Origin of the sequence: Nonomuraea sp. NPDC059023 (assembly GCF_042740095.1) — a bacterium.
Lineage (GTDB): Bacteria > Actinomycetota > Actinomycetes > Streptosporangiales > Streptosporangiaceae > Nonomuraea.
Genome location: NZ_JBHYIO010000051.1, coordinates 32,218 through 48,529, shown reverse-complemented (window position 1 = coordinate 48,529; position 16,312 = coordinate 32,218). Strand labels below are relative to the sequence as shown.

Here is a 16,312-nt window from a genome sequence, read left to right as displayed (position 1 = left end):
AGAATGTGGTGGTGGCTCCGTCCCAGGTACACCAGTGGCCACGACGGGCCGCGTAACGAAGAAGGAGAACCACCATGACGATCAAGCGGATGGACAACATCGGCATCGTCGTCGACGACCTCGACGTCGTGATCGCGTTCTTCACGGAACTCGGTATGGAGCTGGAGAACAAGGCGCTCATCGAGGGGCTCTGGGCGGCACGTGTCGTCGGGCTCGACGAGCAGCGGGTCGACATCGCGATGATGCGGACCCCGGACGGCCATGGGCGGATCGAGCTGGCGAAGTACCACACGCCGGAGGCGATCGGCGGCGTGCCGCAGGACGCCCCGGCCAACACGCTGGGCATTCGCCGCATCATGTTCGCGGTCGACGACATCGACGGCGTCCTCGCCCGCCTGCGTACCCACGGCGCCGAACTCGTCGGCGAGGTGGCGCAGTACGAGGACAGCTACCGGCTCTGCTACGTCCGCGGCCCCGAGGGCATCGTGATCGCCCTGGCCGAGGAACTCGGCTGACCAGACCGTGACTTGGAGGAACGACCGAGACGACCAGCACCTACGAGATGACGCCCGAGCAGTGGGTCGAGTGGGAGGCGCAGGTGCGTTCGCTCTACCACGACGGCATGGTCCGGATCGTCGTGACTCCGACCTGGGCGAATGAAAGTCCGCCGGGAAATGTCGCGAACGGATGTCGAGAACCCGCCCGCGGCTCCGTCCCCGGAGTGAACACGGCCACAATGGGCCCAGAACACACCAAGGAGAAACACCATGGCCAAGTACCTGCTGCTCAAGCACTACCGTGGCGCGCCGGCAGCGGTCAACGACGTGCCGATGGAGCAGTGGACGCCGGAGGAGGTTTCGGCCCACCTGCAGTACATGCGTGACTTCGCCGCCCGGCTGGAGAGCACCGGCGAGTTCGTCGGCGAGCAGGCGCTCTCGCCGGAGGGCACGTTCGTCCGCTACGACGGCGAGGGGCGGCCGCCGGTCACCGACGGACCGTTCGCCGAGACCAAGGACCTGATCGCCGGTTGGATGGTGATCGACGTCGAGAGCTACGAGCGGGCGCTCGAGCTGGCCGGCGAGCTGTCCGCGGCCCCGGGCGCGGGTGGCAAGCCGATCCACGAGTGGCTCGAGGTGCGGCCGTTCTACGGCGAGCCGTGCGTGGTAACCGAGTGAACGAGTCGCTGCTGCGGGAGCTGGTGCCCGCGGTGATCGGCGTCCTCGTCCGTCGCGGAGCCGACTTCGCGGCGGCCGAGGACGCCGTGCAGGACGCCCTGGCCGAGGCCGTACGCGTGTGGCCGGACGACCCGCCGCGAGACCCCAAGGGCTGGCTGGTCACCGTGGCCTGGCGCAAGTTTCTCGACGCCGCCCGTGCCGACGCCTCCCGGCGCCACCGCGAGGTACGCGTCGATGCCGAGCCCGCGCCCGGCCAGGGCGAGGCGGTGGACGACACGCTCCAGCTGTACTTCCTGTGCGCGCACCCGTCCCTGACACCGGCTTCGGCGGTGGCGCTCACGCTGCGCGCGCTCGGCGGCCTGACCACGCGTCAGATCGCGCAGGCCTACCTGGTGCCGGAGGCGACCATGGCCCAGCGCATCAGCCGGGCCAAGCGCACCGTCTCCGAGGTCCGGTTCAACCAGCCCGGTGACGTCGCCACCGTGCTGCGCGTGCTCTACCTCGTCTTCAACGAGGGCTACTCCGGCGACGTCGACCTCGCCGCCGAGGCGATCCGGCTCACCCGCCAGCTCGCGAACAAGACCCACCACGAGGAGGTCGCGGGCCTGCTCGCGCTCATGCTGCTGCACCACGCCCGGCGAGCGGCACGCACCGGCGCCGGCGGCCGGCTCGTGCCGCTCGCCGAGCAGGACCGCTGCCTGTGGGACACCCGCCTGATCGCCGAGGGCGTCGACGTGCTCCAGGCGGCCCTCGCCCGCGACCGTCTGGGCGAGTTCCAGGCCCAGGCCGCCATCGCCGCGTTGCACGCCGACGCCCGGACGGCGGGGGAGACCGACTGGGTGCAGATCGTCGAGTGGTACGACGAACTGGTGCGCCTCACCGGCAGCCCGGTGGCCCGCCTCAACCGGGCCGTCGCGGTCGGCGAGGCCGACGGCCCGCGGGCCGGCCTGGCCGCCCTGGCCGGGCTCGACCCCGCGCTGCCCCGCCATACCGCCGTCCTGGCGTACCTGCACGAGCGTGACGGTGACGCGGCGACCGCGGCGCGGCTCTACGCCGATGCCGCCCGGTCGGCGTCCAGCCTCCCCGAACGCGAGCACCTCACGCGACAGGCCGCCCGGCTCAACGCTCGACTGCGCGGCTGAACGGCGGGCGCCCGGCGTTCTCCGGTTCCCAGCGAAGCAACCGCACCGGGAATCTCGTCGGTCATGGGCAAGATCGGCGTTTCCAGCAGGCACGCGGGATGTATCAGCGGGAGCGGCCTCAGCCGCGTGACGTGGTGGCCGCGGCGTTCTGGGGTGAAGTTTGTCCACGGCCGAGGCCAGGCGGCGCCTGAACACCGCGCTCTGGCGGCTGCTGGGCAGGCTTGCGTGACCCGGGTGCCCGGTCACATCTCCTGGCCGGACAGGTCCATGATCGGGCGTACCTCCACCGTGGAGGTGCGGGCGCCGGGTACCCGGGCGGCGATCTCGGCGGCCCTGTGCCCCGAGTCGCAGTCGACCACCAGGTAGCCGGACAGCTGCTCCTCCAGCGCGGCCCCGCGCGCCACGCGCACGGTCACGGTGTTCACCGGATCGGCCAAGACCCCGCCCGCGACCAGCTCGCCGGGCTCGGTCACCTCGTCGGCCAGATCCGGCCGTTCCGCGCCGTCCGCGCTGTCCGGGCCGCTGTAGATCAGGATCAGGTACTTCATCAAGGGCTCCCCTCGGATCACCGGCTTCATCCAGAAGTCGAAACCCCGGGGACTTTTTCGACATGGTCCCGTCTCAGAGACTGGAAAGGCTTGCATGGACATGCAGTGGTGTGTATATATTTTTGCTCGTGTCCAAGGTTCTCACCTCCCTGCCAGTCGGCGAAAGAGTCGGGATCGCCTTTTCAGGCGGCCTCGACACCTCAGTAGCGGTCGCGTGGATGCGCGACAAGGGTGCAATCCCATGCACGTACACCGCTGACGTCGGCCAGGCCGACGAGCCCGACATCGCGTCGGTCCCCGGCCGCGCCACCGCCTACGGCGCCGAGATCGCCCGCCTGGTCGACTGCCGGGAGACGCTCGTCGAGGAAGGGCTCGCGGCGCTCGCGTGCGGCGCGTTCCACATCCGCTCCGGCGGGCGCACCTACTTCAACACCACCCCGCTCGGCCGGGCCGTCACCGGCACGCTGCTGGTGCGCGCCATGCTCGAGGACGGCGTGCAGATCTGGGGCGACGGCTCCACCTTCAAGGGCAACGACATCGAGCGGTTCTACCGGTACGGCCTGCTCGCCAACCCCTCCCTGCGCATCTACAAGCCGTGGCTGGACGCCGACTTCGTGCACGAGCTCGGCGGCCGCAAGGAGATGTCGGAGTGGCTGGTCGCGCACGCGCTGCCGTACCGCGACAGCACGGAGAAGGCGTACTCCACGGACGCCAACATCTGGGGCGCCACCCACGAGGCGAAGTCGCTGGAGCACCTCGACACTGGCATCGAGATCGTCGACCCGATCATGGGCGTGCGGTTCTGGGACGCGGCCGTCGAGATCCCCGCCGAGGACGTGACGATCGGCTTCGAGCAGGGCCGGCCGGTGTCCATCAACGGCAAGGAGTTCGCCTCCTCGGTCGACCTGGTGCTGGAGGCCAACACCATCGGCGGCCGGCACGGCCTGGGCATGTCCGACCAGATCGAGAACCGGGTCATCGAGGCCAAGAGCCGCGGCATCTACGAGGCGCCCGGCATGGCGCTGCTGCACGCGGCCTACGAGCGGCTGGTCAACGCGATCCACAACGAGGACACCCTCGCCGCCTACCACAACGACGGCCGCCGGCTGGGCCGGCTGCTGTACGAGGGCCGCTGGCTGGACCCGCAGGCGCTGATGCTGCGCGAGGCGCTGCAGCGCTGGGTGGGCACCGCCGTCACCGGCGAGGTCACGCTACGGCTGCGGCGCGGCGAGGACTACTCCGTTCTCAACACCGCGGGCCCGGCCTTCAGCTACCACCCGGACAAGCTGTCCATGGAACGCGTCGAGGAGCCCGCGTTCGGCCCGGTCGACCGGATCGGCCAGCTGACCATGCGTAACCTCGACATCGCCGACTCGCGCGCCAAGCTGGAGCAGTACGCCAGGCTCGGCATGGTCGGCAGCGCGCACCCGACGCTCATCGGCGTCACGCAGGCGGCGGCCAGCGGGCTGATCGGCGCGATGCCCGAGGGCGGCGCCGACGTGATCGCCGCCCGCCCCGAGGGCCCCGACGCCGACGAGCTGCTCGACCACGCCGCCATGGAGGTCGGCACCGACTGACGGTCAGTCGAGGTCGCGGACCTGGCTGACGGCTTGTTCGCGGGTGAGGCCGCTCCCCTCGGCGTACTCCTTGCCGAAGGCGGCCTCGCCCAGCTCCGCCCGCAGCCGCGCCGTCAGCGCGATCACGTCGGGGTGGTGGACGGCGGGCAGGCCGCGCAGTTGCTCGGTGGCGCCCAGCACGCGCGCCGCGCGGGCGGGCTCGCCCCTGGCCGCCCACACCGCGGCCGCGGCCACCCCGATCGTGGCCAGCACCGGCATGTCCTTGACCGACAGCGCCCGCTCGACCGCGCCGCGCACCCGCCGCGCGGCGTCGGCGACGTCGCCGAGCGCCGCCGACAGGTGGGCCCGCTGCGCCAGGATCAGCGCGTGGAACTGCGGTGCGACCACCGGCAGCCGCTCGATCGTACGCGAGGAGATCGCGTAAAGGCGGCCCGCCTCGGTCAGGTCGCCCGCGCGTCTGGCCAGGTCGCCGAGCTCCAGCTGGGCGAAGGCCACGCTGCTGGCGTTCCAGCCGCGCGGCGGCTCGGCGGCCAGTGCCTCCAGCTCGGCCCGGCCGCGCGCGGCATCGCCCCGCAAGATGCGGGCGCCGGCCAGCCAGACCCGCTGGTGGCCGGTGGTGTTGGCCGCATCGAGGGCGCGGATCAGCTCGATCGCGGTCTCCAGCGCCGTCACCGCCCGATCGAACTCACCCAGCAGCACATGCGAGCCGGCCAGAATCGTCAGCGCCTGTGAGCGTGCCCAATGCTCGCCGAGCGCCGCCAGTTCGGCCTCGGCCACCAGCAGGTCGGCGCGCATGCCGAGAGAGTCGCCGCGGTTCTCCAGCAGCGCGCCCCTGGCCATGCGCAGGACCGCGCGGGTCCACGGGTCGGGGTGGTCCAGATGGCGCTCCACCGCCGCCAGCCCGAGCGCGTCGTCGTCGGTGAACAGGCCGAGCGCCGGCTCGATCAGCGCCAGCAGCGGGTGGTCGTCGTCGGGGTCGATCGCGTCGATCAGCTCCTGGACCCCCTCCACCGACTGGCCGGGGTTGTTCGGCGCGCCGCCGAACGCGCTGTTGGTCAGCATGACGGCCGTGGCGATGGTCCGGGCTCGCACCGGCGCCGGACCGGGCACCGCCAGCGCCGTCTTCAGCCAGCCGACCGAATCGCTGTTGTTGCCCCACGTCATCCAGAACTGGCCCAGGGCCGCGGCCAGCCGTACCGCGGTGTCGGCGTCCTCGCGGGCGGCGGCGTGGTGCAGCGCGGCGAGCAGGTTGTCGTGCTCGCCGATCAGCCGGTTGATCCACTCGCGCTGGGCGCCGCCGCGCAGGTGCGGCTCCGCGATCTCGGCCAGGCGCAGGAAGTACGCGGCGTGCGCGTCCCGGGCCGCCTCCGCGCCACCGCCGGCGACCAGGCGCTCCAGGGCGAACTCCCTGATCGTCTCCAGCATCCGGTAGCGCCCGCCCGGCGCCTGCTGCAGCAACGACTTGTCCACCAGCGCGGCCAAGGCGTCCAGCGAGGTGCCCACACAACCCGCCGCACCGGCGTCGAACGTGCCGGCGAACACCGACAGCCGCTCGGCCAGCGCCCGCTCGCCGTCCTCGGCGAGGTCCCAGCTCCACGCCACGACCGCACGCAACGTCTGGTGCCTGGGCAACGAGGTACGGCTGCCGCCGGTCAGCAGCGCGAAGCGGTCGTCGAGCCGCTCGGCCACCTGGCTCAGGGTCAGCGAGCGCAGCCGGGCCGCGGCCAGCTCGATGGCCAGCGGCAGCCCGTCGAGGCGGCGGCAGATCTCGGCGACCTGCGCTCCGGGCTCGAACGACGGGTCCGCCGCGACCGCCCGCTCCTCGAACAGCCGCACCGCCAGATCGAGCGGCAGCGGCCCGACCGGGGAGAGCGCCTCGCCGGCGATGCCCAGCGGCTCCCGGCTCGTGGCCAGGACGGTCAGCTCGGGACAGCGGCCGAGCAGGTCGTCGGCCAGCCGGGCGGCGGCGTCGACGAGGTGCTCGCAGTTGTCCAGCACCAGCAGCACGGGGCCGCCGGACAGCGCCTCTGCCAGCCGTCCCGTGGTGTCGCTCGGCGGCCGCCGGGGTGGCGCCGCGCCCAGCACCGCCTGGACGGCCTGCGCCACGTCGCCCGGATCGCTGACCGCGGCCAGCTCCACCAGCCACACCCCCTCGCGCACGTCGTCCACGGGTGTGGCGTCCGGGTCGAGGACGAGGGCGGCGACCGTGGTGGCCAGGCGGGTCTTGCCCGCGCCGCCCGGCCCGACGAGGGTGACCAGGCGGTGGTCGCGCAGCTGGCCGAGGATGCGGTCGATCTCGGTGGTGCGGCCGACGAAGCTGGTCAGCGGGGTGCGCAGGTTGGTGCGCCGGGGTGGGGGCGGGGTGGCGCGCAGCAGGTCCAGGTGCAGGGCCCGCAGGTCGGGGCCGGGGTCGGCGCCCAGCTCGTCGGCCAGGGCGTGGCGCAGGTGTTCGTAGGCGGCCAGGGCCTCGGCGGTGCGGCCCGCGGCGTGCAGGGCCCGGATGCGGATGGCGTGCAGGCGTTCGCGCAGGGGGTGGCGGACGGTGAGCTCGCTGAGCCGCGCCACCACCTCCGACAGTCCGGGGGCGCCGCGCAGATCGGCCAGGGTGAGGTCGGCTTCGGCGAGGTCTTCGATGGCCGACAGGCGCGATTCCTCCAGGCGGGCGGCGTGGCCGGTGGCGAAGGGGGCGGCGGTGACGTCCGCGAGCGCCGGTCCGCGCCACAACCCCAGTGCCCGGCGCAGCAAGGACGCCGACGCGGCGGGGTCGGGGGTGGCGGCGGCCTGCCGTACCAGCTGCTCGAACTCGGCGGCGTCGGTCACGGCCGTCAGGCGGTAACCACCGGGGACCGACTCCAGCGCCGACGGCGAGGGCAGCGCGCGGCGCAGGCGGGAGACGAGCGACTGCACGGCGTTGGCCGGATCGGCGGGGACGGCGCCCGGCCACAGAGCGTCGGTGAGCTCTTCGAGCGTGACGGCGCGACCGCCGGCCAGGGCCAAACGGACCAGCAGCCATCGCAGCCGGGTCCCGCCGATGGTGGCGGACCCGGCCGCGAGCGGGCCGAGGATCGCTATGCGCACCCGGTCAAGCGTGCCACTCGCCGGCGCCACCCGGGATCGGCGGCCCCTGCTCGTACGGCTCGCGCGTCAGGATGAAGGTGTTGAGGTCCAGGTGGTCGGCCAGCACTCGCAGGGTCTCGCCGGCGTAGTAGCCGTCGAGGCCGAGCCAGGTGCCGTCGGCCTGGGGGGCGAAGCGCGAGCCGCGGCTGGAGTTGGCGACGGCGTTCAGCGACAGCTTGCCGTCGGGCAGCACCCGCAGGTGGAAGGGGGTCGGGCCCCAGTGCCACAGCCCGGTCACCGCCAGCAGCGCCGGGTCGGTGGGGACCGGCCGCCACTCCTCCGGCAGGCGCGGCTCGTGCTCGTCGAGGATGGCCAGCAGCTCGTTGAGCAGCTGGTAGCGCACGCCGGAGGTGGTGTTGGCCAGGAACAGCACGCCGGTGCCCGCGTTCGCGTCGGCCCAGACGCCGGCCAGGAAGCCGGGCATGGAGCCGCCGTGCCCGCTCAGGCGGCGGCCGTCGATCCGGGCCAGTTGCAGGCCGAGTCCGAACCCGGCCACCCACGCGTCGCCGTCGGCCACCACGGCGGTCTCGCCCATCTCGGCCAGCGTCTCCTGAGACAGCACGCCGTCGCTGTGGCCGCCCAGGAACGCCGACCATCTGGCCAGGTCGGCTGCGGTGGACCACAGCTGGCCCGCCGGTCCCATCGCGCCGTGGTCGTGCTCGGGCTCCTCCAGCAGCACGTCGGCCCACGGGTGGACGGCGAAGCCGGTGGCGTGCGGGGCGGCCGGGCGCAGGGTGGTGCGGGTCATGCCGAGCGGCTCCAGCACCTCCCGGCGCAGCGCCTCGTACCAGGTCATGCCGCGGTGCTTGGCGATCAGCCGGCCGAGCAGCGCGTAGCCGACGTTGGAGTAGTGGAAGGTGCGGCCGGGGCGGTGCTTGGCCTCGGCCGGGCCGATCCGGGCGAACAGGTCCTCGGCGGCGAGGCCGGGCGTGCGCTCCCACCACGTGGTCGGCGGTTCGGCCGTCAGGCCGCCGGTGTGCGAGAGCAACTGGGCGATCGTCACGTCGTCGAACGGCGTGCCCGGCACATGCCCGCCGACCGGGTCGAGCAGGCCCACCAGGCCCTCGTCACGCAGCCGCATGACCAGGACGGCGACCATGCTCTTGGTGATCGAGCCGAGGCGGTACTGGGTGTCGGCCGTCGGCGCGGCGCCCTCGACCTGCCCGCGGGCGCCGAACCAGGCCATCTGTCCGTCGCGCACGATCGCCGCCGCGAGCGAAGGGACCCGGCACTCACTCTGCTCGACGGCGAGCCTGCGCAGCAGGGCCCGCGCCGTCGTCTCCTCAACCTGACTCATGGCAGACCAGGGTATCCGTCAGGGGATGGGGATCAGTTCGGGGCCGATCAGCTCCCCTTGGTGCGGCTGCGGGTGGGCCTGGTCGTGGTAGTAGTGGCCGGCGTACCAGAGGACGAGGTTGGCGCCGTTGATGGATTCGCCGTTGACGAAGCGGTTGAGCATGGCGCGGTTGCGGGGGTCGGGGTCGCCGTCGTAGAGCTCGCCGGGGTGGTGGCGCAGGAACCACAGGTCGGAGATGCCGAACGCGTCGGCGGTGCCGTCGAAGGGGCCGGGGTGCAGTTGCAGGCCGCGGCCGGAGGACTTGTCGCGTACCTGCCAGTACAGGGCGGGGTGGCGGCGTTTGCGGGAGGTCTCGCGGATGATCGGCACCGGTTCGGGGATGATCGAGCCGGTGTCGTTGATCTGCTCGACGACGTCGTTCTCGGCGCCGTCGAGGTCGAAGTCGAAGCGCCAGTACGCGTGGTGGCGGTGGACCTTGCAGGTCATCGGGTTGCGGGTGGCGGCGAAGCCGAAGCGCGGCCGGATGGTGCCGTCGTCGCCCAGGCGCCAGTCGGAGGCGTAGCGGTACCAGCCGGCGGCCAGCTCGCTGACGATGCGCAGTTGCTCGCCGTCGTGGTGGAAGGCGACGCCCTGGAAGTTGCCGGCGTCGGTGGAGGGGCGCTCGATGATGGTGCGCGGCGCGGTGGCGCACAGGCGCCAGCCCCAGCCGACCGGGTCGCTGCCGGTGGCCGAGAAGCGGGTCTCGAAGCTGACGCCGTCGCGGAAGGTCGTGCCCTCCTCGTACTCGACGTTGAGGATGGGCACGTGGGCCTGGCGCAGCAGCAGGCGGCCCTTGTAGCGGACGTTGCGCAGTTCGACGCCGGATCCGGCTCCGTCCTGGGGTGAGGAGGCGCGCGGCCGTACGACGATGAGGTTCCACAGCTCGCTCTCGCCGCGTACGACGCGTACCCGCACCTGGTCGGGGCCGCCGCGGTCGGCGAGCGCGTCGACCTCCTCCGGGACGGTGTCCTCGCAGTCGTGGTGCATCCGCACGTTGATGCCGGCCGGGGTCCAGTCGACGGTGCGGGCGTGGACGTCGACGGCGACGATGCGGTGGCGCAGGCCGGTGGGGTCGCTCGGGGTGTAGAGGCCGAGGGCGGGGCGGCGGGTGGTGGTGCCGTCGGGGTTGTCCAGGTCGGCCAGGGGCGGCATGGGCCGGTAGACCACGACGTCCTCGCCCGCGGGGAAGGCCGGGTGGGCGCGCAGGACGGCGGCGGCCGCGGCGAGTTCGTCCCTGCCGGGTTCGGGGCGGGCGGCGGTGGGCGTGACCTCGGTGTGGTCGAGCCGGTCGAGGGTGCCGCTGAGCTCCAGGCCGCGGTTGCCGACCGGGTCGAAGACGGTGGCGCGGAAGGGCGCGTCGTCTCCCGGGTCGTGGCCGAGGGCCTCGGCGCCGCTGACCAGCAGGCGGCCGGGTTCGGCCACCTCCAGCTCGGCCAGGATCCCGGGATGCTCGGCCACGATCTGGCGGACGCGCTCGGCCGACAGGCCGGGGCGGGCAACGGCCTCGATGATGACGCGAACCTCGTCGCTCATGGACTCTCCCCGTCGAAGATGAGAAATCTCCCCGAGGTGTTCATACCGCCCCGATCGTCACGCCGGAAGGCCCATCAGCCGGTGGTCACCACGATCTTGCCGAACCGGGTTCCGGACTCCATGTGGCGGTGCGCGGCCACGATCTCCTCCAGCGGGAAGACGCGGTCGACGATGGGGCGGAAGGCGCCGGCGCGCAGGCCCGCGGTGACGAAGGCGACGGCCCTGGCGAGCCGCCGCGGGTCCCTGGTCGTCTCCATCATCGTGTACGTGCGCAGGTTCAGGGCGGGCATGCCCAGGTCGAAGCCCGGGTAGGGCGTGGGCAGGCCGCTCAGGGCGCCGTACAGGAAGTGGGTGCCGCCGGGGGCGACGGCTCTGGCCAGGTCGGTGACGCCGGGGCCGGCGACGGCGTCGAAGACGTACTCGGCGCCGCGGCCCGCGGTCAGCTCCAGTACACGCCCGGCCACGTCCTGCTCGTCGGAGGCGATCACCTCGGCCGCGCCCTCCTCGGTCAGCCGTCCCCGCTTGTCTCCGGTGCGGGTCACGGCGATGGGGACGGCGCCGACGCGCAGCGCGGTGTGGATGGCGGCCAGCCCGACGCTGCCGGCGGCGGCGTTGATCACCACCGTGTCGCCGGCCCGCAGGCCGCCCACCTCGACCAGGGCGCCGTAGGCGGTGACGTAGGGCATCCAGACGGCCGCGCCGGAGATCGCGTCCACGTCCGCGGGGCGGTGGACCAGCGCCGCGGCGGGCACGATCGCCCGCTCGGCGTAGACGCCGTAGTCGTTGGCGGAGAAGGCGGGCACCACGCTGACCGCCTGACCGGCGGCGAACCCCGCCACCTGTGGCCCGGCTGCCTCGATCACTCCGGCGGCCTCGGCCCCGAGCCGCGCGGGCAGTTCCTTGACCGGCTCGATGTAGTGGCCGCCGCGGAACAACGCCTCCGCCCGGTTGATCCCGATCGCCTCCACTCGCAGGAGCACCTTGCCGGGCCCCGGCCGGCCGGGATCGACGTCCTCCAGCCGCATCACCTCGGGGCCGCCGATCTCGTGGAAACGCACCGTCCTCGTCATGGCCACCACTGTGGGCCAGAAGTACGACGAGTGTCAAACTTCGATGCCTGTCGTACTATGGGACCATGGCCCGCACCCCGCCCCACCCCGACACCTTCGACCTCCAGCAGGTGCTCGAAGCCCTCGTCGATCCGGTACGGCGCAGCATCGTCACCCAGCTCGACGCCTCCGGCCAGGACATCAAATGCGGCGCGTTCGACATCCCGGTCAGCAAGTCCACCGCCACCCACCACTTCAACGTGCTGCGCGAGGCCGGCCTGATCCGGCAGTACTACGTCGGCACCTCGCGCATGAACACCCTGCGCAGGGCCGACCTGGACGACGCCTTCCCCGGCCTGATCGACGCCCTCATCACCCGCCCCGCCGGACGCTGACGGCGTCGAAGGCGTCCAGGATCAGCCCGGCCGCGTCGATGCGCCGGCCGCCGTCCGGGCGTGGCCACACGTGGCCGGTTCCGCCGATCGTGTACAGCCGCAGGCTCGCCCGGTGGCGGCAGTTCTTCCAGGTGCGCAGCCGTACGCCGGTCCTGACCTTGGAGGTGGCCGGCTTGGCGCAGCCCATGATGCGGGCCCACCTGCGGGCGGTGCCTTCCACCGAGGCCAGCCGTACCAGCTTGGCCAGCGTCCGCAGGCGCGAGGTCGCCCGCGAGAACGGATGCCCGCCCCGGTAGGGGACGGTGCCGTCGCCGGTGCCGTGGAAGGCCACGATCGTGGTGGGCGCCGCCTCCTCGCACGGCGGCACGATGTTGAGCCCGCCCACCGGCGCGACGGCGGCCAGCCGGCCCTTCATCGCGCAGACCAGCGCCATGGTCATCCCGGCGCCGTAGCTCATGCCGGCGGCGAACTGCCGGTCCTCGTCCGCGCATCCGGCGGCGACGAGCTTGTCGAGCAGCGCGGTCAGGTAGCCGGTGTCGTCGGGGCCGTAGTAGCCGGGCAGCGTCCAGGCCATGCGGTAGCGGGCCACCTGCGGGGTGACGACCGCGTACCCGCGCGCGGCGCCCACCTCGGGCAGGCGGCTCTTCTCCGCCTGGCGGCCCGCGTTGGAGCCGAGGCCGTGCAGGTTCAGCACCATCGGCCAGGGACCCTTGCCCTTCCCGGGCAGGGACAGCAGGTAGGTGCGTTCCTCGCCGGCGAATCGCAGGCTGTGCCGTCCCGGCTTCAGCGCGCACTCGGCCTTGGCGGTGCGTGCGGGCGGGGTGGGGCTGCTCGTGCAGGCAGCCGTCAGGAGTACGGCCGGCAGCGCGCGAAGGACCCGTCTCACCATCCACCGATCATCACATGGCATATCGGGGGTCCTGCCTGCCGCCGTAGATGACCGTCATCGTGAAGCGGACCGGTTCGGCGCCCGGGTTGGCGTAGGCGTGCGGCCGGTCCCCGCGCATCCGCAGCGCGTCGCCGGGCCCGAGCGAGAACGCCGCTCCGCCCACCGTCACCGCCAGCTCACCCGTGTTGACGTGCAGGAGCTCGCCGGTGCCCTCGGGATGGCCGGGCGAGCGCACCTCCTCGCCCGGCGCGATGACGAAGTCCCACAGCTCGGCCCGCCCGTCGTTGATGAGCAGCCGCGCCTGCCCGCCCGCTCCGGCGGGGCGGATCGCCACCTCGGCGGCGCGCACCACATGGCCCAGTTCCTCCGGCGGCTCGACGAGGCGGCCGATGGAGACGCCCAGCGTGGAACAGATCCGGGCGAGGGTGGCGATGCTCGGATTGGTCCGGCCGGTCTCGATCTGCTGGAGCATGCCGCGGCTGACCCCCGAACGTGCGGCCAGGTCCTCCAGGCGCCAGCCGCGGGCCTGCCGGGCGGCGCGGAGGTTGGCGGCGAGCGCGCGGCCGACCGGCTCTGCGGGATCCATGCACACAGTATATTGCGTCTATGGCGCAATATAGTGCATCCATCCGCCGGTTACTTGTGTCGGGGCTGGTCGACTACCTGGGCGCCGGGTTGTTCCTGGCCTTCTCCGCCGTGTACTTCACCCAGCTCGTCGGCCTGACCATCGCCCAGGTCGGCCTCGGTATGGGGGCGGCCGGATGCGTGGCCATGGCCGGGGCGACGCCGCTCGGACGGCTGGCCGACCGGGTCGGGGTACGCCGCATGCTGGTGGCGCTGCACCTGGTGCGGGCCGGCGGCACCGCCGCCTACGCGGTCGTAGGGGAGTTCTGGGGATTCCTGGCCGCCGTGACCGCGGTGACCGTGGCCGACCAGGCGATCGCGGCACTGACCCAGGCGTTCGTGGCCGAGCTGGCCGGGGAGGAACGGCGGGGGCGCGTCATGGCCGCCTACCGCACGATCGCCAACATCGGGATCAGCGTCGGCGGGCCGCTCGGCGGGTTGCTGACCGGGGCCTCCGGGCGCTCGGCCTTTCAGGTGATCTTGCTGGTCAACGCGGCGGCGTACCTGCTGACCGGGCTGCTGGTCCGCACGATCGGCCGGCGCGGCGCCCCCGCGACCGCGCCCGGCCCCTCGCCCGTCCGGCGCTCGCGCGCTCTGCGCGAGCGCCGGTTGCTGGCCTTCGCCGGCATCGACACGCTGCTGCAACTGTGGCTGCCGGTGCTGAACCTGGGATTCCCGCTGTGGCTGATCGCCGACGGGCAGGTGCCGCGGGCCTGGATCGGGCCGCTGTACGCGATCAACACGGTGCTGGGCGTGGCGCTCATGGTGCCTTCGGCCCGGTTCACCGCCTCGGTCAAGGCGGCCAGGCGCTGCCAAGTGGCGGGCGCCGTCGCGCTGGCCGCCGCCTGCCTGGCGTTCTGGGCGTCCTGGTTTCCGGTGGCGATCGTGGTGCTGACGTTCGGCGAGATCGCGGTGGTGGCCGCGGCCTGGACCCTGTCGTACGCGCTGGCCCCCGGCGAACGGCGCGCGGAGTACCTCGCCGCGTTCGGCATGGGCCGCTCCTTCGGCCGCTACGTGCTCGGCCCGCTCCTGGTCACCGGCCTGCTGCAGGCCCTGGGCGGGCTGACGTGGGCGATCCTGGCCGCGCTCTTCTGCGCGGCCGCCCTGGCCACACTCCTGCCGGGCGACCCCGGCACGTGAGCGGTCAGAGCCTGCCCAGCGCGCGGGCCAGGATGGTCGCGGTCTTCGCGATCACCGTGTTGTCGACCGAGGGCTGGTCGCGGTTGGTGTAGACGGAGATGATGATCGGCGCGCCCGACTTGCCCGGCCAGGCGACCGCGATGTCGTTGCCGGCGCCGATCTCGGTGTTGGTGCCGGTCTTGTCGCCGACGAGCCAGGTCTTCGGCAGGCCCGCGCGGATGCGCTCGTCACCCGTCTTGCTCGCGATCAGCCAGCCGTTCAGCCGCTCGCGGTCCTTGGGGTGCAGCGCCTTGCCCGCGGTGAGCTTGACCATGTCGCGCGAGATGGCCGCGGGCGTGGTGGTGTCGCGCCGCTCCTTCGGGTTCCAGTCGTTGAGCTCGGTCTCCCAGCGGTCCAGGCGGGAGATCGGGTCCTTCAGCGTGCGGAAGTACCGGGTCATGCCGGACGGGCCGCCGATCTGCTTGAGCACCATGTTGCCGGCGGTGTTGTCGCTCAGCGTGATGGTCGCCTCGCACAGCTGCGCGACCGTCAGCCCGTCCTCGACATGCTTCTCGGTGGTGGGGGAGTTGGGCTTCAGATCCGCCTTCGTCCACTTCACCACCTTCTCCATCAGCCCGGGTTCGACCGTACGCGCCCGGTGCAGCGCCGCCCCGCACAACGGCGCCTTGAACGTCGACAGCAGCGGGAACTTCTCACCCGCCCGGTACCCGAACGTCTCGCCGCTGCCCGTGTCGATCGCATAGGCGCCGATGCGGCCGCCGAAGGCCACCTCCAGCGCGCGCAGTTCCTTGCGCGCGGTGGCCTCCGGCGACTGCTTCGCCTGTACGGCCGGCGCCGTCGTCACACCGCCGACCAGGAGCGCGGCGGCCAACGCGAGACCGGCTGGGATACGAGTGATGCGCATAGGGCGTGATTTCCTTGCTGATCGCTTGACTGAACGGCAGGAGCCAAACAGGCAAGGCGTCGCCCTGTCCAATAGCGATATCGTCGGCGCGCCCATATCCAGTGAGATATCACCACAGGTCCATGGGCGCGCCGGCAAGATCAGAGCCAGGTGATCAGCAGATCAAGACGGTAGGTCTTGAAGGGACCGATCTTGACCTTCCGCACGCACCGGTACTCCTTGGCGAGCTTCTTGCCGGTCGTGTAGAACTTCCCGGCGGCCTTGCACTGCCACTTCGTCGGGTAGTGCCCGTAGGTGACCCAGCGGGCCCTCTGGACGGAGGCCGCGGCCGCGGCCGCCGGCTGCGGAGCGGCCTGGACCGCCGCGGGCGCGCTGAGCCCGAGGGCGGCGACGGCGACGAACGCGGCCGCGCCGATACGGAACCTTCTGTTCATGACTTCCCCCATTTCAGCAGGTGACGGTCTTGTCGTAGCCGGACAGCGGCGTGCCCCACTTCCAGGCCCTGATGCTGCCCTTGCCCATGCCGAAGCAGGGGCTGTCGGGGCCGCGCTTGATGATCACCTTGACCCACATCTTCTTCTTGCACGTGTTGCGCAGGATGATCGCTTTCTGGGCCTGGCTGACGTAGCGCGCGACGCAGGCCGGGGCCGTACCCAGCACCGCCGTGGTGGCTTGCGTCGCGGCGGATCCCGCGCCAGAGACGCTCGCGGCGTGCGCCGGCGCGCCGGCGAGCAGTCCCACGACGATGGAGGTGGCCGCGAGCGACCCGAACACCTTCACTCTCATGTCGCCCACTCTCATGTCGCCTTCCTCTCCGTTGATGAAGGGAAGGTAGGGCGGCCGATGTTGAGAACCTGTTGAGGATCCGCTGAGACCCGATGTA

General features: G+C 72.4%; 16 protein-coding genes. 6 read left to right on the top strand and 10 right to left on the bottom strand.

Going from position 1 to position 16,312, the window contains the following annotated elements; all coding sequences use genetic code 11:
• Window positions 1–74 precede the first annotated feature (74 nt).
• The 3 genes from ACFWYW_RS51420 to ACFWYW_RS51410 all read left to right on the top strand — a co-directional run bounded on the left by ACFWYW_RS51420 (window position 75) and on the right by ACFWYW_RS51410 (window position 2,317).
• A complete protein-coding gene (locus ACFWYW_RS51420) occupies window positions 75–515 on the top strand; it encodes a VOC family protein (protein ID WP_379622837.1) in 441 nt (146 codons plus the stop codon).
• A gap of 252 nt (window positions 516–767) precedes the next feature.
• Window positions 768–1,175 (top strand): YciI family protein, encoded by a 408-nt coding sequence (locus ACFWYW_RS51415; protein ID WP_379622839.1) that lies wholly within the window; start codon window positions 768–770, stop codon window positions 1,173–1,175.
• Complete coding sequence (locus ACFWYW_RS51410) at window positions 1,172–2,317, top strand: RNA polymerase sigma factor (RefSeq protein WP_379622841.1); 1,146 nt, start codon at window positions 1,172–1,174, stop codon at window positions 2,315–2,317. The genes ACFWYW_RS51415 and ACFWYW_RS51410 overlap by 4 nt, the downstream gene beginning before the upstream one ends.
• 242 nt (window positions 2,318–2,559) lie before the next feature.
• On the opposite strand, the gene ACFWYW_RS51405 is transcribed toward ACFWYW_RS51410, so the two are convergent.
• On the bottom strand, window positions 2,560–2,865 hold the full coding sequence (locus tag ACFWYW_RS51405) for a YciI family protein (protein ID WP_379622843.1): 306 nt from the start codon (window positions 2,863–2,865) through the stop codon (window positions 2,560–2,562).
• Between the two features lie 128 nt (window positions 2,866–2,993).
• Between ACFWYW_RS51405 and argG the strand changes: the two genes are divergently transcribed.
• Window positions 2,994–4,442, top strand: a complete 1,449-nt coding sequence (argG, locus tag ACFWYW_RS51400) for an argininosuccinate synthase (protein ID WP_379622845.1) — start codon at window positions 2,994–2,996, stop codon at window positions 4,440–4,442.
• A gap of 3 nt (window positions 4,443–4,445) precedes the next feature.
• On the opposite strand, the gene ACFWYW_RS51395 is transcribed toward argG, so the two are convergent.
• From ACFWYW_RS51395 to ACFWYW_RS51380, 4 genes are all read right to left on the bottom strand, one after another.
• The gene (locus ACFWYW_RS51395; protein WP_379639122.1) at window positions 4,446–7,520 is read right to left on the bottom strand and encodes a BTAD domain-containing putative transcriptional regulator; all 3,075 of its coding nucleotides are present in this window, start codon (window positions 7,518–7,520) and stop codon (window positions 4,446–4,448) included.
• Between the two features lie 4 nt (window positions 7,521–7,524).
• Window positions 7,525–8,856 carry a serine hydrolase domain-containing protein gene (locus ACFWYW_RS51390; protein WP_379622851.1) on the bottom strand — a complete coding sequence of 444 codons (1,332 nt, stop codon included), beginning with the start codon at window positions 8,854–8,856 and terminating at the stop codon, window positions 7,525–7,527.
• An 18-nt stretch (window positions 8,857–8,874) separates the two neighbouring features.
• Window positions 8,875–10,428, bottom strand: coding sequence for a hypothetical protein (locus ACFWYW_RS51385; RefSeq protein WP_379622853.1), 1,554 nt, complete (start codon window positions 10,426–10,428; stop codon window positions 8,875–8,877).
• 74 nt (window positions 10,429–10,502) lie between these two features.
• Window positions 10,503–11,498, bottom strand: coding sequence for a zinc-dependent alcohol dehydrogenase family protein (locus tag ACFWYW_RS51380; RefSeq protein WP_379622855.1), 996 nt, complete (start codon window positions 11,496–11,498; stop codon window positions 10,503–10,505).
• 65 nt (window positions 11,499–11,563) lie between these two features.
• Between ACFWYW_RS51380 and ACFWYW_RS51375 the strand changes: the two genes are divergently transcribed.
• A complete protein-coding gene (locus ACFWYW_RS51375) occupies window positions 11,564–11,872 on the top strand; it encodes an ArsR/SmtB family transcription factor (protein ID WP_379622857.1) in 309 nt (102 codons plus the stop codon).
• Here ACFWYW_RS51375 and ACFWYW_RS51370 read toward each other — a convergent pair.
• Together ACFWYW_RS51370 and ACFWYW_RS51365 are read right to left on the bottom strand one after the other, a co-directional pair.
• A complete protein-coding gene (locus ACFWYW_RS51370) occupies window positions 11,850–12,761 on the bottom strand; it encodes an alpha/beta hydrolase family esterase (protein ID WP_379622859.1) in 912 nt (303 codons plus the stop codon). The genes ACFWYW_RS51375 and ACFWYW_RS51370 overlap by 23 nt on opposite strands.
• 10 nt (window positions 12,762–12,771) lie before the next feature.
• A complete protein-coding gene (locus ACFWYW_RS51365; RefSeq protein WP_379622861.1) occupies window positions 12,772–13,347 on the bottom strand; it encodes a helix-turn-helix domain-containing protein in 576 nt (191 codons plus the stop codon).
• Between the two features lie 20 nt (window positions 13,348–13,367).
• Here ACFWYW_RS51365 and ACFWYW_RS51360 point away from each other — a divergent pair, with 20 nt between their 5' ends.
• Window positions 13,368–14,525, top strand: coding sequence for an MFS transporter (locus tag ACFWYW_RS51360; RefSeq protein ID WP_379622863.1), 1,158 nt, complete (start codon window positions 13,368–13,370; stop codon window positions 14,523–14,525).
• 4 nt (window positions 14,526–14,529) lie between these two features.
• On the opposite strand, the gene bla is transcribed toward ACFWYW_RS51360, so the two are convergent.
• The 3 genes from bla to ACFWYW_RS51345 form a co-directional block, all read right to left on the bottom strand.
• Complete coding sequence (gene bla, locus ACFWYW_RS51355) at window positions 14,530–15,429, bottom strand: class A beta-lactamase (RefSeq protein ID WP_379622865.1); 900 nt, start codon at window positions 15,427–15,429, stop codon at window positions 14,530–14,532.
• A 140-nt stretch (window positions 15,430–15,569) separates the two neighbouring features.
• A complete protein-coding gene (locus ACFWYW_RS51350) occupies window positions 15,570–15,863 on the bottom strand; it encodes a hypothetical protein (protein WP_379622867.1) in 294 nt (97 codons plus the stop codon).
• A 13-nt stretch (window positions 15,864–15,876) separates the two neighbouring features.
• Window positions 15,877–16,215, bottom strand: a complete 339-nt coding sequence (locus ACFWYW_RS51345) for a hypothetical protein (RefSeq protein ID WP_379622869.1) — start codon at window positions 16,213–16,215, stop codon at window positions 15,877–15,879.
• Window positions 16,216–16,312: the final 97 nt, after the last annotated feature.

Bases quoted from the DNA above. Each gene is read 5' to 3' on its own strand.
- ACFWYW_RS51420 (WP_379622837.1), top strand. From the start codon at position 75: ATGACGATCAAGCGGATGGACAACATCGGCATCGTCGTCGACGACCTC.
- ACFWYW_RS51415 (WP_379622839.1), top strand. From the start codon at position 768: ATGGCCAAGTACCTGCTGCTCAAGCACTACCGTGGCGCGCCGGCAGCG.
- ACFWYW_RS51405 (WP_379622843.1), bottom strand. From the start codon at position 2,865: ATGAAGTACCTGATCCTGATCTACAGCGGCCCGGACAGCGCGGACGGC.
- ACFWYW_RS51390 (WP_379622851.1), bottom strand. From the start codon at position 8,856: ATGAGTCAGGTTGAGGAGACGACGGCGCGGGCCCTGCTGCGCAGGCTC.
- ACFWYW_RS51385 (WP_379622853.1), bottom strand. From the start codon at position 10,428: ATGAGCGACGAGGTTCGCGTCATCATCGAGGCCGTTGCCCGCCCCGGC.
- ACFWYW_RS51380 (WP_379622855.1), bottom strand. From the start codon at position 11,498: ATGACGAGGACGGTGCGTTTCCACGAGATCGGCGGCCCCGAGGTGATG.
- ACFWYW_RS51375 (WP_379622857.1), top strand. From the start codon at position 11,564: ATGGCCCGCACCCCGCCCCACCCCGACACCTTCGACCTCCAGCAGGTG.
- ACFWYW_RS51370 (WP_379622859.1), bottom strand. From the start codon at position 12,761: ATGGTGAGACGGGTCCTTCGCGCGCTGCCGGCCGTACTCCTGACGGCT.
- ACFWYW_RS51365 (WP_379622861.1), bottom strand. From the start codon at position 13,347: ATGGATCCCGCAGAGCCGGTCGGCCGCGCGCTCGCCGCCAACCTCCGC.
- ACFWYW_RS51360 (WP_379622863.1), top strand. From the start codon at position 13,368: ATGGCGCAATATAGTGCATCCATCCGCCGGTTACTTGTGTCGGGGCTG.
- bla (WP_379622865.1), bottom strand. From the start codon at position 15,429: ATGCGCATCACTCGTATCCCAGCCGGTCTCGCGTTGGCCGCCGCGCTC.
- ACFWYW_RS51350 (WP_379622867.1), bottom strand. From the start codon at position 15,863: ATGAACAGAAGGTTCCGTATCGGCGCGGCCGCGTTCGTCGCCGTCGCC.
- ACFWYW_RS51345 (WP_379622869.1), bottom strand. From the start codon at position 16,215: ATGAGAGTGAAGGTGTTCGGGTCGCTCGCGGCCACCTCCATCGTCGTG.